The sequence below is a fragment of the Kordiimonas lipolytica genome, from assembly GCF_001550065.1.
This window is the reverse complement of sequence record NZ_LRUB01000035.1, coordinates 208,117-225,790: the sequence shown is the minus strand read 5'-3', so window position 1 is coordinate 225,790 and position 17,674 is coordinate 208,117. Positions and strand designations below refer to the sequence as shown.

Here is a 17,674-nt window from a genome sequence, read left to right as displayed (position 1 = left end):
CAGTAATGTCCGCGCCCTGAATGAAAAGTGAAAGCGGGGATCGAATGTCCAGCAACGTCGTAAACATGCACGATCACAAAGAGCCAACGGCGGACAAGGAGGCAATTGATCGCCTTCAGGCCATGACCGCTGATGACATGGCGCTTGTGAACGACACCATCTTGAAGCGTATGGACAGCCCGGTTGCCCTGATTCCGGAGCTTGCAGGCCACCTGATCTCCTCAGGCGGCAAACGCCTGCGACCGATGCTAACGCTCGCATCCGCGAAGCTTGTTGGCTATGAGGGCAAGCGCCATATCGGCCTCGCTGCCGCTGTTGAATTCATCCATACCGCCACGCTTCTGCATGACGATGTGGTGGACGAAAGCAACATGCGGCGCGGCAAGAAAACCGCCAATCTTATCTGGGGCAATCAGCCTACCGTCCTTGTTGGAGACTTCCTGTTCAGCCGGTCGTTTGAGCTGATGGTCGAAAGCGATTCGCTCCGTGTTCTGAAAATTCTGGCAAATGCGGCCGCAGTTATCACTGAAGGTGAAGTGCTGCAGCTGACCACCGCCAATGACCTGACCACCTCAGAAGAAAAGTATCTTGAGGTGATCACCGCCAAAACAGCCGTGCTATTTGCTGCCGCCTGCGAAGTCGTCGGCGTCGTATCCGAACAGGGCACAGAGGTTGAAAGCGCGCTTGAGGCCTATGGCCGCTATTTGGGCATTGCCTTCCAACTGGTGGACGACGCCCTTGATTATTCCGCGAAACAGGCCACGCTTGGCAAGGAAATCGGGGACGACTTCCGCGAAGGCAAGGTGACCCTGCCGACCATTTTGGCCTACCGCCGCGGCACAGAAGATGAACAGAAGTTCTGGAAAACCACCATGGAACGCCGCAAGCAGACGGATGGTGACCTTGAAAAGGCCATCGACCTTCTGAACCAGCATGGCACCTTGAACGACACCATCGAACGCGCCCGCCACTATGGCAACATGGCCAAGGACTCGCTCGCGATCTTCCGTGACAGCCCGGCCAAAAAGGCACTGATCGATATCGTCGACTTCTGTGTGATGCGGGCTTACTGATCCGGCACCCTAAGCTTTCTGTCAATTGACCTTTCCATGAACGGATGATTTGATCCCTCTATGTCATCAGGGAGGGACAAATGATCAGACTTGCCGCTACCGCACTTCTAGCCATGTCAGCCAGCCTTTCTGCAAGTGCCGCAGACCTTCATCCTTCCGCGCTGCATAGGTATGTATCGAACCATATTGCATGGAATACCAACAGCTACTGGATCGAAGGCGAAGACGGCGTCGCGTTGATTGACGCGCAGTTACTCCCTTCTGACGCCAGGCGGCTTGCGGCACAGATCAAGGCCAGCGGCAAATCGCTTTCAGGTGTTATCGTGACGCACCCGCATTCAGACCATTTTGGCGGCCTGCCGGTCCTGAAGGACCTATTCGGCGACTTCCCGATCTATGCCACGCAAGGAACGGCGGACGGCTTCGCCCCGACGCTGAAGCAGATGCTGGAGTCCTACAAGATGCCCAACGCCTTTGGTGAAGCGCTTGACGAGCGGCTGGTGATGCCGACCACCATCGTCAAGGATGGTGAGACCGTCACCATAGCCGGGATCGATTTTGAGATCCACGACCTGGGTGCCGGGGAAGCCGCTGATAACATCAGCGCCTACCAGAAAGATCTGAATATAGTATTCGCGGGCGATACCTTTTATCCCTATACCCACTATTATCTGGGCGAAGGGCACATTGACGGCGCGCTTTCCCATCTGGAGTTTCTCAAGTCCACCTTCAGTGGAGACACACACGTATTGCCGGGGCACAATGATGCCAGTCGCATTGCAAACGCGGATCTTCAGATCGCTTACATCAACAAGCTTGTTGCCGTTATCAAGGACGCTCGAGCCGCAGATGGCGCGCTTGATGCAAATGGCCGACTTACACCAGAAGCTCGCACAGCAGCAGTGAACAAGCTGATGCAAGACTTTGCCCACTATGACGACTTTGCCTATGGCAGCAAAACGATCCTTACGTGGAACAGCTATGGTGTCGGAGCATGGTTGAAAGCGAAGGGGCATTAACCCCTTTCGCCCAATTCCTTCGGCAAGGCTTCGCGGATGCGGCGCACGCTATCCAACAGGCATACTTCGGTTTTTGCCAGCGGCCCGGTGCTGAAGCTTGAGGACGCCATGCCGTCCTGCACCCGGTTGATGATCGCCGTATCCTCCGCATTTACTTCCCGATTGATGCGCCAGTTCAGGTAACGCGCGGCCTGCATCTCCCGCCGGTCGTCCGGCAACACATAGGCCACCTCGCGGATCAGTGTTTCCGTGGCCGAAAGCGGGATGAACTGCATGAAGTCGATTTGGTCGGGGTAGACATCGAACGCCACGTTGGGCCACAGCCGGTAATAACACCAGTGGCGCTGCAGATGGTCCGGCAGATGATCCACCTTGGGCAGCAGGGATTTATAGAGCTTTGTCGACCAGCTGTCCTTGCGGGTGTCCATCACATCGCCCCACATCTTGTGGATATCGCCCTGCACTTCCATGCCGTAAGTATTGCCCACAAGGCCAGACAGCCCCGGATGGGCCACCGGGATATGAAGCGCGTCAGCATAATTGTCCGCGATCTGCTTCCAGTTCACTGCCCGCGGCCTGAGCGTCAAGCGCCCAAGCGGCTGCATCTCCTCAATCCTGTATCGGCTCAGTTCATCCAGATAAGGCGCGAACTGGTCCTCAATGCTCGGCCCACCTGGCTTGAGACGCGCCCAGATGAACCCGAGGAACTCACAGCTTTCCGCTTCCGGCAGGAAGTGATCCGCACGGTCGAAGCCCTCGAAGTCCCGCTCATAGGGCACATTCACTAGCGTGCCCTCGAGGTCCCATGTCCAGGCATGATAAGGGCAGCGAATGCGCCCGGGGCACGACCCGTCATTGCCCTCAAGGAGGCGCGAGCCGCGATGCCTGCACACATTATGGAACACGCGGACCTTGCCGTCCTTGCCGCGCACAGCCACAAGGCGTTCATTCAGGATATCCAGCGTGACATAGTCGCCTACGTTCGGAACATCGTTCTGGTGACACACCAGTTGCCACGCCGGGCGGACTACCGCCTCCATTTCCTTTTGAAAGTAGCCTTCATCATAATAGGCCCAGGCAGGCAGGCTTTCATATGCATTCGTCACGCTATGCACCCCTTACAAGCGGCCTTGTCAGGCAGGTCGGCCCACCTTCGCCTTTTCTGCTGATCTCGTCGCCTGTGTAAGTATCGACCGTGCAACCCGCAGCCTCAAGCCGCGCCTTGGTCTCCGGCAGGCGGTCCAGCATCAGGATATTGCGGGGTCCAAGCGCCAGCACATTGCAGCCCATGGGGATGAATTCCTCTTCCGGCACTTCAACAAAGCTGATGCCGCGCGCCTCCAGCCAGTTAATGAAGCTGTCCGGCATCAGCGGGCGATAGATCAGCGCCAGATCGCGGTCGAGCGGGCTGATCATGGACATCAGGTGAAAAACATCCTCAGGGTGGCTTGGCGGCGGCAGCGGCACGGTGTGCACTTCCACTTCAGGCCCCAGAATGTCCTGAAGCTGCTTGATGCCTTCGGCATTGGTGCGCGGGCCCTCGCCCACGGCCAGGGCACCGTCATCCAGCCAGATGATATCGCCGCCCTCAATAGTGCCCGGTGCTTCAATAACGCCCAAAATCGGATAGCCCAAAGCCTCAAATAAGCTTGCATTCACCGCCGGTTCGCCCCTGCGCCCTTTGCGGCCCATGTGGCACAAAATCAAGCCCTTGGGGCTCACGAGCAACGCGTCACGAGCATAGATGGAATCAAGCGTGAGCGCGTCATTGCCGCCAAGAGAGATCACTTCGGCTCCTGCAGCCCGAAGCTTGTCCGTGAAAATCTTGTGTTCATTGATCGCAGGGCCAAGCTTGGGTGCGGAATAAAAGCGCAGGCGCTCCCATTCATCTGCGATCTTTTCGTCACTTACATAGGCATGCTCGGGCGGCCTTACTGCTACAACCTTCAGCGCGCCATATTCGTTCAAACCGGATATAGTCTTCATTCCGCCCCTTCTCGTCTTTGTCTTGTAACCCAAACATAAATCGGTAGCCCTGCCAGTAGAAGCAGGAAGGCCCAATAAACGCTGTCCCGCCCTGACCCGGCAATGATCCACACCGCATAAGCAAACCCAATTGCGGCCACGATGGTATCGCGCAGATGCACACCCCGCGAGGCGTGCGGATCACGCACCGCATACAGCCAGGCCGATGCGGCAGACATGGCCACCGGCAAAATGGCCGTCACGGTGGACAGCAAAATCAGAAATTCAAACGCCACCACTAGGCCGTTAACGAAATTGAGCGCCAGCGCAATCGACGACAGAATGCCGCCGATGATGAAAGACCATGCCGGCGTGCCGAATTTTGTTTTCATGCCAAACAGGCTTGGGAACAGGCCATCGAGTGCGGCAGCCATGGGCATCTGCCCGGCTGCGAATAGGTTGGCGTTCACGCCGCTACTGGTAGCAATCAGCGCGATCACGCCAATAACAGTTGCCCCAACTGGGCCCACCAAGGCAGATGCCGCGTCCGCAAGCGGTGCTGTTGAATTCATCAACTCATCCGCAGGCAACAGGCCAAAGGCTGCAACGGTTACGGCAAAATAAAGGATGGTCACAGCAAGAACACCGGCCATAGTGGCGCGGGGAATGGTGCGGGCCGGGTCCTGCACTTCGCCTGCTGGTACGGTCGCCACCTCAAACCCGATAAAGGCCCACATGGCAAGCGCACTGGCTGCAATGGTGGCATCAAGCCCGTCGGCGGGTTCTTTCATGGACGCAAAATTCGTGCTTTCGACGCTCACCAGCCCCACGAGCGCGAGGAAAAGAAGCGGCAGGAATTTGGCAAGGGTGGTAATCAACTGCAGCGCGCTAGAGCCGCGCACACTGCGGCAATTGATGAATACAAGAATCCAAATAAGGGACAGTCCCACAAGTACCGATAGCGTAGGCGAAGTCTTGAGTGCTGGGAAAAATTCAGACAGATACCCTATGAAGGCCACGGTAACGGCCGCAACGGCAATCCATAGGGAAATCCAGTAACCCCAGGCCATCTGAAACCCGACGAAATCGCCGAAGCCCGCGCGGCTATAGGCATAAGGCCCGCCCGTTGCGGTGATGCGTTTCGCCATATAGCAGAGCGAGTAAGCTAGTGCGATGGTGCCCAGCCCAGTCACCAGCCACCCCGCCAACGCGTATGCCCCATAGGGCGCAAGAACGGTTGGCAACATGAAAACGCCCGAGCCCACCATCATGCCAACAGAAAGCCCCCAGGTACGCCAGAACCCCATCACGCGGCGGGTTTGATAGTCCCCCATAAAATCTCCTCCCCTGATCCCGGAAAAACCCTAGCGGAAACAGCCGCCCCCACCTAGCGCTTTTATAGATGTCACTGAAGAAGCCGCTGAAGATAAAGCGCCCCATTCTGGATCAAATCGAGACACATGAACATGTCTCATATTGGGACAACTCTGTCCCAAGTCGGCACAGAATGAGCTGATGTTCTTTTTATAGCCCTCCAAACTGTTGAAAATCAAAGGCATCATTTCTGGCACGGGGTTTGCGACTATGAAGGCGAACCTGGCACTCCGGCTGCCACCAGATACCAGGTTCCTGAGTTTCGGGTCTTCGCAGCTGCCAATTTGTTGAAGACCCAGCCATTGGAGTCGGCCGCGCCTCTTGCCCCACCTCAATCCGCTTTGGTGCGGTCGGCTCCGAACCACCCTTCCCAAAAAATCAGATTTCTGTCATTTTGCTTTTCAGCGAATGCGACACAGGTTACCCATTGGACATGCCTTTGGAGACCTTATGAGCGCCGATTTCATCCATGACCTGAATGCCCCATACGGCGAAGCGGAGACCATTTCCCCGCTGATCACCCGCGTTTTGTGCAAAAACCCAAGCCCATACACCTACACCGGCACCGGCACCTACATTGTGGGTAGTGGCCAGAATGTGGCTGTGATCGACCCCGGGCCGATGATGGAAGCCCACGGCAACGCCATCCTTGAGGCAACCAAGGGAAAAACCATCAGCCACATAATGGTAACCCACAGTCATATCGACCATTCGCCCCTCAGCGCCTGGCTCAGCGATAAAACAGGTGCCCCGATATACGCCTTCGGCCCCCACGGCGCAGGCCGGAAGGGTGGCCTTGACGGCGAGGAAGTGGAAGCTGGCGCGGATCATGCCTTCATGCCAGACCACAAGCTGGCGGACGGCGACCGTGTATCTGGCGACAGTTGGACCCTGCGTGCCATCTTTACCCCCGGCCACACCGCCAACCATCTGTGCTTCATGCTGGAAGAAGAACAGACCCTGTTCTGCGGCGACCATATCATGGGATGGGCCACGACAGTGATTTCCCCGCCTGACGGCGACATGCGCGCGTATCTAAAAAGCCTCAAGCGTACGATTGAGGAAAAGCCAAAGCGCCTTTTGCCAACCCACGGCCCGGCAGTCGAAGACCCCGAACCCTTCATTCGCGGCATCATCACCCACCGGCGTATGCGCGAAGGCCAAATTCTGAGGCATCTTGAAGATGGCCCTTTGACCATCGATATAATGGTCAGCCGCATGTATAAAGATGTGAACAAAGCGCTGCATCCAGCGGCCGCCCGGTCCGTGCTTGGGCACCTGATTGCGCTGGTGGATGAAGGCCGCGTGATGACCGATGGGCCAGCAACACTAATGAGCGAATATCGCCTTCCCGCCTAAGCCTTGCCTTTAGGCTTTCGTGGGGCTATCTATGCGGCACCAATAGGTTTTTAGTATTGCGTGCAGGAGACTGACATGAATTTGCAAACGAGCACCGCTGTTGATCCCACCCTCGACCTCGTGGCCGAGATCCAGCGCCTGCGTAAAGAAAAGAATGCGGTTATCCTGGCACATTATTATCAGGCACCGGAAATCCAGGACATCGCAGATTTTGTGGGCGACAGCCTCGACCTCTCGCGCAAGGCAGCGGAAACCGATGCCGACATGATCGTCTTCTGTGGTGTGCGCTTCATGGCCGAAGTCGCCAAAATCCTGAGCCCACAGAAAAAAGTGGTACTGCCTGACCTGGCCGCAGGCTGCAGCCTTGAAGACAGCTGCCCCCCGGACGAATTCGAGAAGTTTGTGAAAGCCCACCCGGACCATATGGTGCTGAGCTACATCAACTGCTCAGCCGCCGTGAAGGCCCTGACAGACATTATCGTGACCAGCTCAAACGCCGAACATATCGTAAGCTCGCTGCCCGCAGACCAGAAGGTCATCTTCGCGCCAGACCGTCACTTGGGCGGGTACCTGTCGCGCAAGCTGGGCCGCGATATGCTTTTGTGGCAAGGCACCTGTATTGTCCACGAACTGTTCAGCGAAAAAGAGCTGATCAAGCTGAAGGCCAAGCACCCGAACGCGCCGGTCGCCGCGCACCCTGAGTGCCCGGATAACATCGTGCAGCACGCAGACCATGTTGGCTCCACCAGCTCGATCCTCAAGTTCGCATCAGAAACAGAGAGCGACACCGTCATTGTGGCCACTGAGCCGCACATCATCCACCAGATGGAAAAAGCGTCGCCAGAGAAAACCTTCATCGGTGCACCGGGCGCAGACGGCAATTGCAGCTGCAACACCTGCCCGTTCATGGCGCTCAACACTATGGAAAAGCTGTATCTTTGCCTGCGTGACGAAGGGCCTGAGATTGAGCTTGATGAAGAGACTCGCGAGGCTGCGGAAAAGCCACTTCGCAAGATGCTGGAACTGAGCGCGGCCATCAATACCGGCAAAGACGTATCCGCCATCGGCGCGTAATCATATCCGCCAGGGAGCAAGGCACATGACCGATTTTCCACTCTCGACGGCGGAAATCGACGCCTTTATCGACACCGCTTTCGCGGAAGACATCGCCACGGGTGATGTAACCTGCGAAACGGTGATCCCCGAGGACGCGCGCCTGACGGCCACCATGAATGCCCGCGAAGTGATGGTGCTGGCTGGCCTGCCGCTGACGACCCCCATCTTCAGGCGGCTTGACCCTGACTGCACGATCGAGTTCTTTGCCCACGACGGCGACAAGGTCGACCCCGGCACCGCCATCATGCGGGTTGAAGGCAAGGCCAGAGCCATGCTGTCCGCCGAGCGCACTGCGCTGAATATCGTGCAGCACCTGTCGGGTATCGCAACGCTGACCCGCCAATATGTAGACCAGATCAAGGGCACCGGCGCCACGCTTCTGGATACACGGAAAACCATCCCTGGCCTTAGGAAACTTGGCAAGTACGCTACCGCGATGGGCGGCGCGAAGAACCACCGTATGGGCCTGTTTGATGCCGTGATGATCAAGGACAACCATATCGCTGTCGCCGGCTCGGTTGAGAAAGCTGTGGCGGGTGCCAAAGCCGCAGGCCGCAATGACATCCAGGTTGAATGCGATACACTTGAGCAGGTGCGCGAAGCAGTGAAGGCAGGTGCCAATAGCCTGCTTCTGGACAACATGCCGCCCGCGATGCTCAGGCAGGCGCGCGCGATTGTGGATGGTGCCATCCCATGTGAAGCCTCAGGTGGTGTGAACCTCAATACCATCAGGTCTATTGCTGAAACAGGTGTGGATTATATCTCCGTCGGCAGACTGACCCAATCAGCGCCCGCTGTAGATATCGGCCTCGATTTCGCCTAACTCCAAAAAGGTTGTGCTTTAAGCAGGCTGCATCCGTCCATGAGACGCACGGATTTGCGGCATGGCGCCACTCAGCTCCGCCCAGGCATTTTCGCTGACGGCATGCCGCCAGACACAGGAAAGCGCCACGCAAAAATTTGCATTCTCGCGCGCAGCCTCGATCATGAGATTCAGATATTCGTTTCCGTGAAATTTGATCAGGTCTTCCAGTGGCCCTGTACCAAGGAACGACAGCGCTTTCAGATTGTCCGCGTTCACAAGATTGACCGCGACCCAGATCACCCGGAAGCCGATGGACGGGTCTTCCCGGCACAGCTTCCATAGCTTTTCCACAGCCTTGAACTGCGCGTCTTGCGCCTCTGCGCCAAGGGCAAAATACCCTATATAGTCTTGCGCCAACTGATGGATTTCATGTTCGGTCATTTTGCCCTGCCTGTTGGGCGCATTTGCGCGCGTTCTGCACTCCCTGTCCCAAAACGTGACAAAAGATTACCAAACAGACAAGTTACCTAATTGTTTTTATTAAACTTTTATTATTTCCGGTAGTAGGAAAGATATTCTTCCATGCGTTCCTCAAGGCGTGAAATGCGCTTGTCGTCCGACGGGTGTGTGGACAGGAAGGTCGGAGGCTGCCCCCCACCTTCCTTCAGCGTCTTCATGCGCTGCCAAAGCCGAACAGACGCGCGTGGGTCATACCCCGCCTTGGCCATATACATGGTGCCTACATGGTCGGCCTCCAGCTCCATCTTGCGGCTATGGGGCAACTGCACAAAGCCGGCTGTCGCAAGCGAGGCGAGGCCAACTGCCATCTGGGCAGTTTCATCATCCTCTGTCGTTGCACCAACGGCCACGCCAGCACCGATGATCAGCAGGTTCTGCATCTGGGCACGGCTCATCTGTTCTGCGCCGTGGCGCAGCACCGCGTGAGCAATCTCATGCCCGATCACTGCAGCCAGTTCTTCGTCGGATGTGAAGCTTTCGACCATCTTGCTGTAAATGGCCACCTTTCCGCCAGGCAGCGCCCAGGCGTTCAGGACAGGCTCGTCGATCACAACGAATTCCCAGCCCAGGTTCGGTGCGTCAGATATGGCAACGATGCGGGCACCGATGCGCTGCACCCTTTCTGCCATCGGCCCCGAGGTCTGAACTGGAGCTGACTTTTTGACTTCGTTCATGGCCTCAAGGCCAAGGGCGGCATCCTGGCTGGGGGGAATGATGATGAACTGGGACCGACCAGTCACCTCGTTGGTTGTCATACAGGCCGTCACAAGCAACAACCCGGCCCCCAGCAACACGCCCTTTATCATTTTCATTTCGCCGTCCTCCGCCTTGTTTGATCGAAGCAATATCCGATACGAACATTGACACATCCATGTCATGAAAACACTATGCCAGACATGATGCTTCATGCTTCCATATCCTAATCCCTGAAACAGCAGCTTGTGAAGTTGGTATGACAATTATCGGAATTGATTTAGGAACAACCAATAGCGCCTGCGGTTTCTGGCGGGATGGCGAAGTTGAGCTGATCCCCAACAGAAGTGGTGATTACCTGACGCCTTCGGTGGTCGGGCTGGACGGCGACAACAATGTCATTGTTGGCAAGGTGGCCAAGAACCGGCTGATCACCCACCCAGACAACACGGTGGGGGTGTTCAAGCGCCTGATGGGCACGAACCATCAGGTGAGCCTTGGCAAAAAACGCTTCACCGCAACGGAGCTATCCGCGTTTGTCCTTAAGGCCCTCAAGGAAGATGCCGAAGCCCATCTGGGCGAGGAAGTGACCGAAGCCATCATCAGCGTACCAGCCTATTTCAACGACAATCAGCGACATGCCACCAAGCAGGCCGGGGAAATTGCCGGGCTGACTGTCCGACGTTTGATCAACGAGCCGACAGCTGCGGCGCTCGCATACGGGCTGCATGAACGGGCGGAAGGCATGTTTGTCGTCCTGGATATGGGCGGTGGCACCTTCGATGTGTCCATCCTTGAGTATTTCGACGGGATTATGGAAGTTCACGCCAGCGCGGGGGACAATTTCCTGGGCGGGGAAGACTTCCTTGAGGCGATGGTTGGCAGCTTCTGCAAAGCCGTGGGTATCGACAAGGATAAGCTTGGAAAGTCTGAGTTGCAGCAGCTCTATGACCGGCTTGAGCAGGTCAAACGCAAAATCCACACACAGGACAGCATGGCCATAGAGCTGGACCTGGGCGGCAAAGCCGTGCGCTTCGAGGCCACTCCTGAATGGTTCAAGGAATGCACCCAGCCCCAATTGATGCGGGTGCGCCACCCCATCGAACAAGCCCTGCGCGATGCCAGCCTCAGGGTTCCTGATGTGACCGAGGTTTTGCTGGTAGGCGGCGCGACGCGCATGCCCGTCTTCCGCAATATGGTTGGCACTCTTTTCAAGCGCATCCCAGCCGGTCACCTTGACCCGGATCTTGTTGTCGCCATGGGGGCCGCTGTGCAGGCTGGCCTCAAGGCGCGCGACAAGACGCTGGATGATGTTGTCCTGACAGACGTATGCCCCTACACGCTGGGAACAGAGGTGGTCGACCCATCTGGTTCCGGCAAGGCGGGCTTTTTCCTGCCGCTTATCGAACGCAACAGCGTCGTACCCACAAGCCATGTCGAGACCCTGGCGACGGTCGTAAAAAATCAGCGGCGCATGGAGGTCAACGTATTCCAGGGCGAGCATCGGCTGGTGGAGCAGAATATTTTCCTGGGCTCTGTTGCCGTCACAGTGCCCAAAGGCCCGGCAGGTGAGCAGACAATTGACGTGCGCTACAGCTACGACATGAACGGCCTCCTGGAGGTTGATGTTAAGATCAACAGCACCGGCCAGGTCATCAATCATGTGATCGAGCAGTCGCCAGGGTCCCTGACGCAGGAAGAAATTGAAAAATCGCGCGCCCGGCTGGCTGGCCTCAAGTTCCATCCCCGCGAAAAAGAGGAAAATCTGATTCTGATTTCCCGGGCGGAGAAGCTGTACCTGACATCCCTTGGGGAGCGGCGGACCCTGATCGGACGCTATCTGGCAGAATTCGAGAGTGTGCTCGATAGCCAGAAAGAATCGGATATCGCCAAAGCCCGCGAGCAATTCAGCGAAGCCCTTGACCAACTGGACCCGGGCAGCATGTTATGACTTTCCCATGGTCCCGTTTGGGCATTGAGCCCACGGAAAACAAGCGAGACATCAAGAAAGCCTACTCACGGAAGCTGAAGGAAACCCGCCCTGACGAACACCCGGAGGCCTTCAAGCAGCTGCATGATGCCTACAAGCGCGCGCTGAAACTCGCTGAAACCGGGAGGACCGTGCCCGCTGCTTCCGTCCTTTCCTTTGACGACATTGACATGATGGCAGCCCCGGAGGGGCAGGAAGCCCCCCAAGAGGCGCCTGATGAAGCAGGAGGCGAAGGGCCCAAACCAGCTGACGTATGGGTAGAAACAGCCGCCGACAGCATGGACTCTATTGAAGGCCACCCGGCGCCAGGAACATCTGCTGACGAAGTTCAGGCCATCGATGAAGCCGCAGCCGCCAGGATGTTGGACAAGGTACAAGCACTGCTTGCCAAGAACCCAGACATTCATATACCCGAGAAATGGCGCTTCATAGAAAAAGAGCCCCTGCTGCTGGATGAAGCCTTCCGAGCTGAAGTAGGTGAAAGGCTGTTGGCCCTGATCATCAAACACCAGGCGACCCAGATGAAGCTTCGGGGCGACCAGTGGCACCTGAAGGTGGGGGACACTATCCTTGCCTACCTCAATACCCAGTTTGGCTGGTCTTTCCGCTTTCATGACCTTCTGAACCGGTTTGACTACAGCGAGATTGCTTTCCTCAAGGACCTGCCCGCCGCACCGCTGCATTCCAAGGCAGATGGGTTCGGGGTCAAGGGCGGCAGCAAGCTGCACAAACGCAAACCACGTGACCCGAAACGCCCACAGGCAGGGCCCGTATACCCATTCTACCGCCTGGTTGCGATGGCGATCGACCTGGCGATTGTGTCGATTCCCCTGATTATCTTCGCGAAGCTCTACGGGCTGGAGGCCCATATCAAACACGCGGACATCGCCTTTATCGCCTATCTCGCTATGACACCCTTTTTCGAAGCGTCCAAATGGCGGGCCACCATCGGCAAGCGCATCCTGGGGCTTCAGGCACTGACGCTCGACCTACAGCCCCTGAACTTCTGGCAGGCCCTGATGCGTTCCCTGATGCTTGGTGCCAGCATCTGGTGGCTACAGTGGATAAATCATCTATGGGGCGAACCGGTCTCTGACTTCGCGGCTGTTATCTGGCCCTTTATCATCACCAGCTGGATCGCAGGCGGTCGTTACCCGCACGACCTGTTATCGTTCTCGTTCGTCCTGAACTATGGCAGAACGCGTTAGGGCGGCCCCCAAGCATCCGGTCTGAAGGCAAAGAAAAACCGGCCGCTCAGATGCTGAGGGGCCGGCTTTTTTCTTCAGGAGGAAGCTAAGGCTTAGAAGTCGCCTTTAGGCTCCAGAATCTGCTTACCACGGTACATACCTGTCTTCAGGTCGATGTGGTGACGCAGCTTGTACTCACCAGTGTGCGAGTCTTCCTGGTAGTTAACCGCCTTCAGGGCATCATGCGAACGACGCATACCACGGCGAGACGGGGTAACTTTTCTCTTTGGAACTGCCATTTTTCTAACCTTTTCACTCGCCGGGGCCAACATATGGCGCTGCCGGGCTGTTCGTTCGGGCCCACGAAATCCGTGAACACCTTGATTCGAGGCGCGCAACATAAGGTGCACGTCTTCAAAATGCAAGGAAAACACGCAACTTTTCGTCAGCACCCTTGCTTGGGCGCACAAATAGTTGATTCCCGGGCGCTTTTCAAGCGGACTTTTCAATATTATGACCTAGATAAGATCAAAACCATAAAGGGGGAGCAACGTGCGCACCATTATAATGGCTTGCCTAATTGCACTAAACGGCGTGGCAGCAGCCGCAGACGACTATCTGGTAACGCAGTACCGGGCGGCACCGGGCAAGCTTCCTGAACTTTTAAAGCAAATCAAAGAAACCGATTGGGATGAGGTTGAAGGCACTCGCCCCATAATTATGCGACATAGCCAAGGAGACCAGTGGGACCTGATGTTGCTGGCCCCCTATGGGGATAGCTGCACCAGCGAAAAATGCGCCAAGTTCAAATCTTTGTGGTCTACTCTCCTCAGGGCATCAACCCGCCTTTTGGTGGATTATGAGCTTCGTTTCCTAGCCACGTCTGAAACGCCCTGGAGCAAGATTCAAGCGATGAACAGCGGTACCGGCCTTTACCATATTGAAATGTTCAATGCGGCAGCGGGCAAGCACGATGCGCTCCTGAGCCAACGCCGTCGGGAAAATGAATATCTTGCCAAAACGGGGCAAGTGACCAATGTCATCTTCACGGTGACGATGGGATCAGACGTGGATGCCTTCACAATTGGCTTTCATGAAAGCCTGAAGACATTCGCGGAAAGCCCAGACCTGCCCACAGAAGCGTTTGAGCAAGCCGCCGTGGAAGCAGGCTTCAAGAACCGGGCGGACATCAGCTTCCACCTGCGGGAGCTGATTGTGGGCCACCACGACACGCTAGCGACAAAAGTTAAGTAAAAGGGAGACACGCCCCATGACCCGCATTCTGTTTTACCTGGCCGATTATCCGCACGATATCTGGCGCCAGTGCATCCACGCCATCGACCCCAAGGTCGAATTCCTCGGCAACCCGGACTGGGGCAGTCCAGAGGACGGTGACGCCTACGCTTTCGTGTGGGAGCCGGAACCCGGCCTTCTGGCGCGCTACCCCAACATCAAGGCGATCTTCTCCCTCGGCGCGGGGGTTGATCACCTGACGCGTGACCCAGACCTGCCAAAGGACGTGCCCATCATCCGCATGGGCGACGAAGGCCTCAAGGAAGGCATGGCTGAATATATATTGATGAATGTACTGATGCACCACCGCCAGACGCCCCAGCTTCTGGCCGCCCAGCGCAAGAACCAGTGGAAGCGCGTGTTCTCCCTTGCCGCCAAGGATGTGCGGGTTGGCATTCTGGGCTATGGCGCGCTCGGGCAGCGTGCGGCGCAGGCCTTGAAGCCGCTTGGCTACAATATCGCCGCCTGGTCCCGAAGCCCCAAGGATGACGACCTGGTGGCCCATTTCACCGGCATGGAACAACTGGATGATTTCCTTGCACGCACAGACATAGTGGTGGGGCTGTTGCCTTCCACCAAGGAAACCGAAGGCCTGCTGGATTTCGACCGTCTGTCGCGCCTACCGGAAGGTGCCAGCGTCATCAACGCCGGCCGCGGCAGCCTGATTGTGCTGGACGACCTGATGGCCTTACTCGACAGCGGCTATATCGCGGGTGCATCCCTTGACGTGTTCCCAGAAGAACCACTGCCGAAGGATCACCCCCTTTGGGGCTATGACACAGTCATCATCACGCCGCACAGTGCGGCCATCACCCGCCCTGACACGGCTGCGGAATATGTGCTCAGGAACATTAAACGGATCGAAAACGGCGAGAGCCCGGAGAATTTGCTGGATACAAATCTCGGTTACTGACTTTCTTTTGCGGAAATGAATCCCTATATAAGCCGAAACGGCGTGTTTGGGGCCGAGTAAAAAAGGATTCGATCACCGTATGGCTTACATTCAAGTTGTTGCCGGATTGGTATTGTTGGTAGTTGCCGGCGACTATCTCGTTCGTGGATCCGTTTCGCTTGCGCGCCGTGCTGGCGTTTCCAAGCTGATCATCGGCCTGACCATTGTCGCCTTTGGAACATCCGCACCTGAACTTGTCGTTGGTGTGGACGCAGTTTTGAACAATGTACCCGCCCTTGCGCTGGGTAATGTTGTTGGGTCCAATATCGCCAACGTGCTGCTGGTGGTGGGCCTTCCAGCCATGATCGCGCCAATGGTTTGCTCTGCGCCGCGCCTCGGCCGCAACCTTATATTCATGCTGGTTTCCACTGTGCTCTTTATGGCTATGGCCTTCAGCGGATCTTTTGCCTGGCAGCAGGGCCTTATCCTGCTGGCCTTCCTTACTCTGTTTATCGGCTATTCCATTGCTCGCCGCAAAGCATGCCCGATCGAAGCCGCGAAAGAGCTTGAGGAGATGGAAGAGCTTCAGCACAAACCTGACAGCTACCGCTTGGCCACGATCATGGTTGTGGGGGGTCTCGTCGGCCTGATCTTTGGCGCTGATATGTTGGTTGAAGGTGCTGTTGTAATCGCCCGCGAATTTGGCGTTTCAGAAGCCGTCATCGGCCTGACATTGGTTGCTCTTGGCACAAGCCTTCCGGAACTGATCACGGCACTGGTGGCTGCGGTACGCGGCCACTGCGACGTTGCCGTGGGTAACGTAATCGGCTCCAATATATTCAACCTGCTGTCCATTGTAGGCGTAGCCTCAATGGTGGGCACGATCCCTGTGCCAGACAGCTTCCTGCAGGTTGACCTGTGGGTCATGCTTGGGGCGTCGCTTCTGCTGGTACCCTTTACCCGGGCGCGCAGTCACGTTGGCAAAAAGGCCGGCGCCATTATGGTGCTGCTTTATATCGCCTATATCGTCTATCTGGCGCAGTCTGCTGAAAGCGCCAGCGCCATGGGGATGACGCTCTGATGCGCGCGCCGCGGACAGCACTGGTAACCGGAGCCAGCCGCCGCATTGGCAGGGCCATCGCTATGGACCTGGCAGCCTACGGCTATGACGTCGCCGTGCATTATCACGGATCAGAGGAAGAAGCCGAAGACGTTGTCGCCAATATCGAGGCCTATGACGGCAGGGCTGTTGCGGTGCAGGCTGACCTTACGAATGCTGAAGATACTGCCGGGCTTGTTGCAGCAGCGGAAGAAGCCCTCGGCAAGCCTCTTACGCTGCTTGTCAACAACGCGTCTCTGTTTGAAAAAGACGATGCCCAGACTTTCAGCGTGGACAGCTGGGATGCCCATCAGGCCGTGAACCTGCGGGCCCCTGCCATGTTGGCCCAGGCCTTTGCCGAACGGCTTCCGGAAGGTGCCAGGGGCACGATCATCAATATGATCGACCAGCGCGTCCTGAAGCTGAATCCCCAATATTTTTCCTATACCGCATCAAAAACCGGCCTCTGGACCCTCACACGGACCATGGCGCAGGCCTTTGCGCCCAACATTCGGGTAAATGCAATCGGGCCCGGCCCGACGCTCAAAAACACACGCCAAACCTCTGAAATATTTGAACAAGAAGCCGCCAGTACGATTCTTGGGCACGGGCCAGACCTTGAAGAAATTTGTGCGGCTGTACGTTTTCTACTTGAGAGTCCGTCGATTACAGGGCAAATGCTGGCTTTGGACGGTGGTCAGCACTTGGCCTGGCGTACCCCGGACATTCTGGAGGACTGAGTAATGTCGCACGATGACGCACTGGTAAGAGCAAACATCCTGCACCTGCCTTTTGCAGATGCGGCCCGCTCGGTTCGCCATGTTTTTGTCCGCGATTATGTTACCCAAGCCGAGATCGGCGTCTGGGAACATGAGAAAGATACCCGTCAGGCTGTTCGCATCAACGTAGACCTATCGGTAGCCGAAACAGTCGAACACCATGAAGACCAACTGGTGAATGTTGTTTGCTACAACGACATCGTAACCAAGATTCAGGCCATCATCAAAACCGGCCATATCAACCTGGTTGAAACCTTGGCAGAGAAAATTGCTGAGATGGCCTTGGAAGATGACCAGGTCATTGCCGCCCGGGTAAAGGTGGAAAAGCTGGAAGCCGTCGAAGGCGCGGCCAGCGTCGGCGTTGAAATAGAACGCCACAAACGGCCTTAACCAATTAGTAACAATTGAACTTTTTCACCTGACGCGAGCGGGATAACGGCGTGAGTTTTGCACACCGAATCAACGGCTGCCATAACGCCTATCATCAGACAACAATACAAAATTGTTATGG

Annotated in this window: 18 protein-coding genes; 12 read left to right on the top strand and 6 right to left on the bottom strand. The window is 56.6% G+C overall.

The genetic code is table 11. The features are described 5' to 3' along the window. The first annotated feature begins 44 nt into the window (after positions 1-44). Together KORM41_RS18900 and KORM41_RS18895 are read left to right on the top strand one after the other, a co-directional pair. On the top strand, positions 45-1,073 hold the full coding sequence (locus KORM41_RS18900; RefSeq protein WP_068152083.1) for a polyprenyl synthetase family protein: 1,029 nt from the start codon (positions 45-47) through the stop codon (positions 1,071-1,073). 80 nt (positions 1,074-1,153) lie between these two features. Further along, positions 1,154-2,092: an MBL fold metallo-hydrolase gene (locus tag KORM41_RS18895; RefSeq protein ID WP_068152080.1), complete on the top strand. Its 939-nt coding sequence runs from the start codon at positions 1,154-1,156 to the stop codon at positions 2,090-2,092. On the opposite strand, the gene KORM41_RS18890 is transcribed toward KORM41_RS18895, so the two are convergent. The 3 genes from KORM41_RS18890 to KORM41_RS18880 are packed head-to-tail and all read right to left on the bottom strand — an operon-like array spanning position 2,089 to position 5,391. Next, entirely contained in the window at positions 2,089-3,198 is a 1,110-nt protein-coding gene (locus KORM41_RS18890) for an aromatic ring-hydroxylating oxygenase subunit alpha (RefSeq protein WP_231727337.1), read from the bottom strand. The genes KORM41_RS18895 and KORM41_RS18890 overlap by 4 nt on opposite strands. A 1-nt stretch (position 3,199) precedes the next feature. Continuing rightward, positions 3,200-4,078, bottom strand: a complete 879-nt coding sequence (locus KORM41_RS18885) for a dimethylarginine dimethylaminohydrolase family protein (RefSeq protein ID WP_068152077.1) — start codon at positions 4,076-4,078, stop codon at positions 3,200-3,202. Then, on the bottom strand, positions 4,075-5,391 hold the full coding sequence (locus KORM41_RS18880) for an APC family permease (RefSeq protein WP_068152076.1): 1,317 nt from the start codon (positions 5,389-5,391) through the stop codon (positions 4,075-4,077). The genes KORM41_RS18885 and KORM41_RS18880 overlap by 4 nt, the downstream gene beginning before the upstream one ends. 490 nt (positions 5,392-5,881) lie before the next feature. On the opposite strand from KORM41_RS18880, the gene KORM41_RS18875 reads away from it, so the two are divergent. The 3 genes from KORM41_RS18875 to nadC all read left to right on the top strand — a co-directional run bounded on the left by KORM41_RS18875 (position 5,882) and on the right by nadC (position 8,729). Next, on the top strand, positions 5,882-6,790 hold the full coding sequence (locus KORM41_RS18875) for an MBL fold metallo-hydrolase (protein WP_068152072.1): 909 nt from the start codon (positions 5,882-5,884) through the stop codon (positions 6,788-6,790). Between the two features lie 75 nt (positions 6,791-6,865). Beyond that, positions 6,866-7,864, top strand: a complete 999-nt coding sequence (gene nadA, locus KORM41_RS18870) for a quinolinate synthase NadA (protein WP_068152071.1) — start codon at positions 6,866-6,868, stop codon at positions 7,862-7,864. A 25-nt stretch (positions 7,865-7,889) separates the two neighbouring features. After that, positions 7,890-8,729 carry a carboxylating nicotinate-nucleotide diphosphorylase gene (gene nadC, locus KORM41_RS18865; RefSeq protein WP_068152069.1) on the top strand — a complete coding sequence of 280 codons (840 nt, stop codon included), beginning with the start codon at positions 7,890-7,892 and terminating at the stop codon, positions 8,727-8,729. A gap of 18 nt (positions 8,730-8,747) precedes the next feature. Here the strand turns inward: nadC and KORM41_RS18860 are convergent, their stop codons facing one another. Both KORM41_RS18860 and KORM41_RS18855 read right to left on the bottom strand, forming a co-directional pair. Then, complete coding sequence (locus KORM41_RS18860) at positions 8,748-9,152, bottom strand: DUF6869 domain-containing protein (RefSeq protein WP_068152066.1); 405 nt, start codon at positions 9,150-9,152, stop codon at positions 8,748-8,750. Between the two features lie 110 nt (positions 9,153-9,262). Then, the gene (locus KORM41_RS18855) at positions 9,263-10,042 is read right to left on the bottom strand and encodes a M48 family metallopeptidase (RefSeq protein WP_068152063.1); all 780 of its coding nucleotides are present in this window, start codon (positions 10,040-10,042) and stop codon (positions 9,263-9,265) included. A 140-nt stretch (positions 10,043-10,182) separates the two neighbouring features. On the opposite strand from KORM41_RS18855, the gene KORM41_RS18850 reads away from it, so the two are divergent. Together KORM41_RS18850 and KORM41_RS18845 are read left to right on the top strand one after the other, a co-directional pair. Then, positions 10,183-11,874: a molecular chaperone HscC gene (locus KORM41_RS18850; RefSeq protein ID WP_068152059.1), complete on the top strand. Its 1,692-nt coding sequence runs from the start codon at positions 10,183-10,185 to the stop codon at positions 11,872-11,874. Further along, complete coding sequence (locus KORM41_RS18845; RefSeq protein ID WP_068152055.1) at positions 11,871-13,121, top strand: RDD family protein; 1,251 nt, start codon at positions 11,871-11,873, stop codon at positions 13,119-13,121. Before KORM41_RS18850 ends, KORM41_RS18845 begins: the two co-directional genes overlap by 4 nt. Before the next feature lie 92 nt (positions 13,122-13,213). Here KORM41_RS18845 and rpmF read toward each other — a convergent pair whose 3' ends face one another. Continuing rightward, a complete protein-coding gene (rpmF, locus tag KORM41_RS18840; RefSeq protein ID WP_068152552.1) occupies positions 13,214-13,399 on the bottom strand; it encodes a 50S ribosomal protein L32 in 186 nt (61 codons plus the stop codon). A 268-nt stretch (positions 13,400-13,667) separates the two neighbouring features. On the opposite strand from rpmF, the gene KORM41_RS18835 reads away from it, so the two are divergent. From KORM41_RS18835 to KORM41_RS18815, 5 genes are all read left to right on the top strand, one after another. Continuing rightward, entirely contained in the window at positions 13,668-14,354 is a 687-nt protein-coding gene (locus KORM41_RS18835) for a hypothetical protein (protein WP_068152053.1), read from the top strand. Positions 14,355-14,370: 16 nt separating this feature from the next. Then, complete coding sequence (locus tag KORM41_RS18830) at positions 14,371-15,306, top strand: 2-hydroxyacid dehydrogenase (RefSeq protein WP_068152052.1); 936 nt, start codon at positions 14,371-14,373, stop codon at positions 15,304-15,306. Positions 15,307-15,385: 79 nt separating this feature from the next. Continuing rightward, positions 15,386-16,366 (top strand): calcium/sodium antiporter, encoded by a 981-nt coding sequence (locus KORM41_RS18825; RefSeq protein ID WP_068152049.1) that lies wholly within the window; start codon positions 15,386-15,388, stop codon positions 16,364-16,366. Further along, complete coding sequence (locus tag KORM41_RS18820; RefSeq protein WP_068152047.1) at positions 16,366-17,124, top strand: SDR family oxidoreductase; 759 nt, start codon at positions 16,366-16,368, stop codon at positions 17,122-17,124. The genes KORM41_RS18825 and KORM41_RS18820 overlap by 1 nt, the downstream gene beginning before the upstream one ends. Before the next feature lie 3 nt (positions 17,125-17,127). Then, complete coding sequence (locus KORM41_RS18815) at positions 17,128-17,553, top strand: dihydroneopterin aldolase (protein WP_068152044.1); 426 nt, start codon at positions 17,128-17,130, stop codon at positions 17,551-17,553. The last annotated feature ends 121 nt before the right edge of the window (positions 17,554-17,674 follow it).

What these genes read in the sequence shown, in the direction of transcription:
- KORM41_RS18900 (WP_068152083.1), top strand. Translation starts at nt 45, where the DNA reads ATGTCCAGCAACGTCGTAAACATGCACGATCACAAAGAGCCAACGGCG.
- KORM41_RS18895 (WP_068152080.1), top strand. Translation starts at nt 1,154, where the DNA reads ATGATCAGACTTGCCGCTACCGCACTTCTAGCCATGTCAGCCAGCCTT.
- KORM41_RS18885 (WP_068152077.1), bottom strand. Translation starts at nt 4,078, where the DNA reads ATGAAGACTATATCCGGTTTGAACGAATATGGCGCGCTGAAGGTTGTA.
- KORM41_RS18880 (WP_068152076.1), bottom strand. Translation starts at nt 5,391, where the DNA reads ATGGGGGACTATCAAACCCGCCGCGTGATGGGGTTCTGGCGTACCTGG.
- KORM41_RS18875 (WP_068152072.1), top strand. Translation starts at nt 5,882, where the DNA reads ATGAGCGCCGATTTCATCCATGACCTGAATGCCCCATACGGCGAAGCG.
- nadA (WP_068152071.1), top strand. Translation starts at nt 6,866, where the DNA reads ATGAATTTGCAAACGAGCACCGCTGTTGATCCCACCCTCGACCTCGTG.
- nadC (WP_068152069.1), top strand. Translation starts at nt 7,890, where the DNA reads ATGACCGATTTTCCACTCTCGACGGCGGAAATCGACGCCTTTATCGAC.
- KORM41_RS18860 (WP_068152066.1), bottom strand. Translation starts at nt 9,152, where the DNA reads ATGACCGAACATGAAATCCATCAGTTGGCGCAAGACTATATAGGGTAT.
- KORM41_RS18855 (WP_068152063.1), bottom strand. Translation starts at nt 10,042, where the DNA reads ATGAAAATGATAAAGGGCGTGTTGCTGGGGGCCGGGTTGTTGCTTGTG.
- KORM41_RS18850 (WP_068152059.1), top strand. Translation starts at nt 10,183, where the DNA reads ATGACAATTATCGGAATTGATTTAGGAACAACCAATAGCGCCTGCGGT.
- KORM41_RS18845 (WP_068152055.1), top strand. Translation starts at nt 11,871, where the DNA reads ATGACTTTCCCATGGTCCCGTTTGGGCATTGAGCCCACGGAAAACAAG.
- rpmF (WP_068152552.1), bottom strand. Translation starts at nt 13,399, where the DNA reads ATGGCAGTTCCAAAGAGAAAAGTTACCCCGTCTCGCCGTGGTATGCGT.
- KORM41_RS18835 (WP_068152053.1), top strand. Translation starts at nt 13,668, where the DNA reads ATGGCTTGCCTAATTGCACTAAACGGCGTGGCAGCAGCCGCAGACGAC.
- KORM41_RS18830 (WP_068152052.1), top strand. Translation starts at nt 14,371, where the DNA reads ATGACCCGCATTCTGTTTTACCTGGCCGATTATCCGCACGATATCTGG.
- KORM41_RS18825 (WP_068152049.1), top strand. Translation starts at nt 15,386, where the DNA reads ATGGCTTACATTCAAGTTGTTGCCGGATTGGTATTGTTGGTAGTTGCC.
- KORM41_RS18820 (WP_068152047.1), top strand. Translation starts at nt 16,366, where the DNA reads ATGCGCGCGCCGCGGACAGCACTGGTAACCGGAGCCAGCCGCCGCATT.
- KORM41_RS18815 (WP_068152044.1), top strand. Translation starts at nt 17,128, where the DNA reads ATGTCGCACGATGACGCACTGGTAAGAGCAAACATCCTGCACCTGCCT.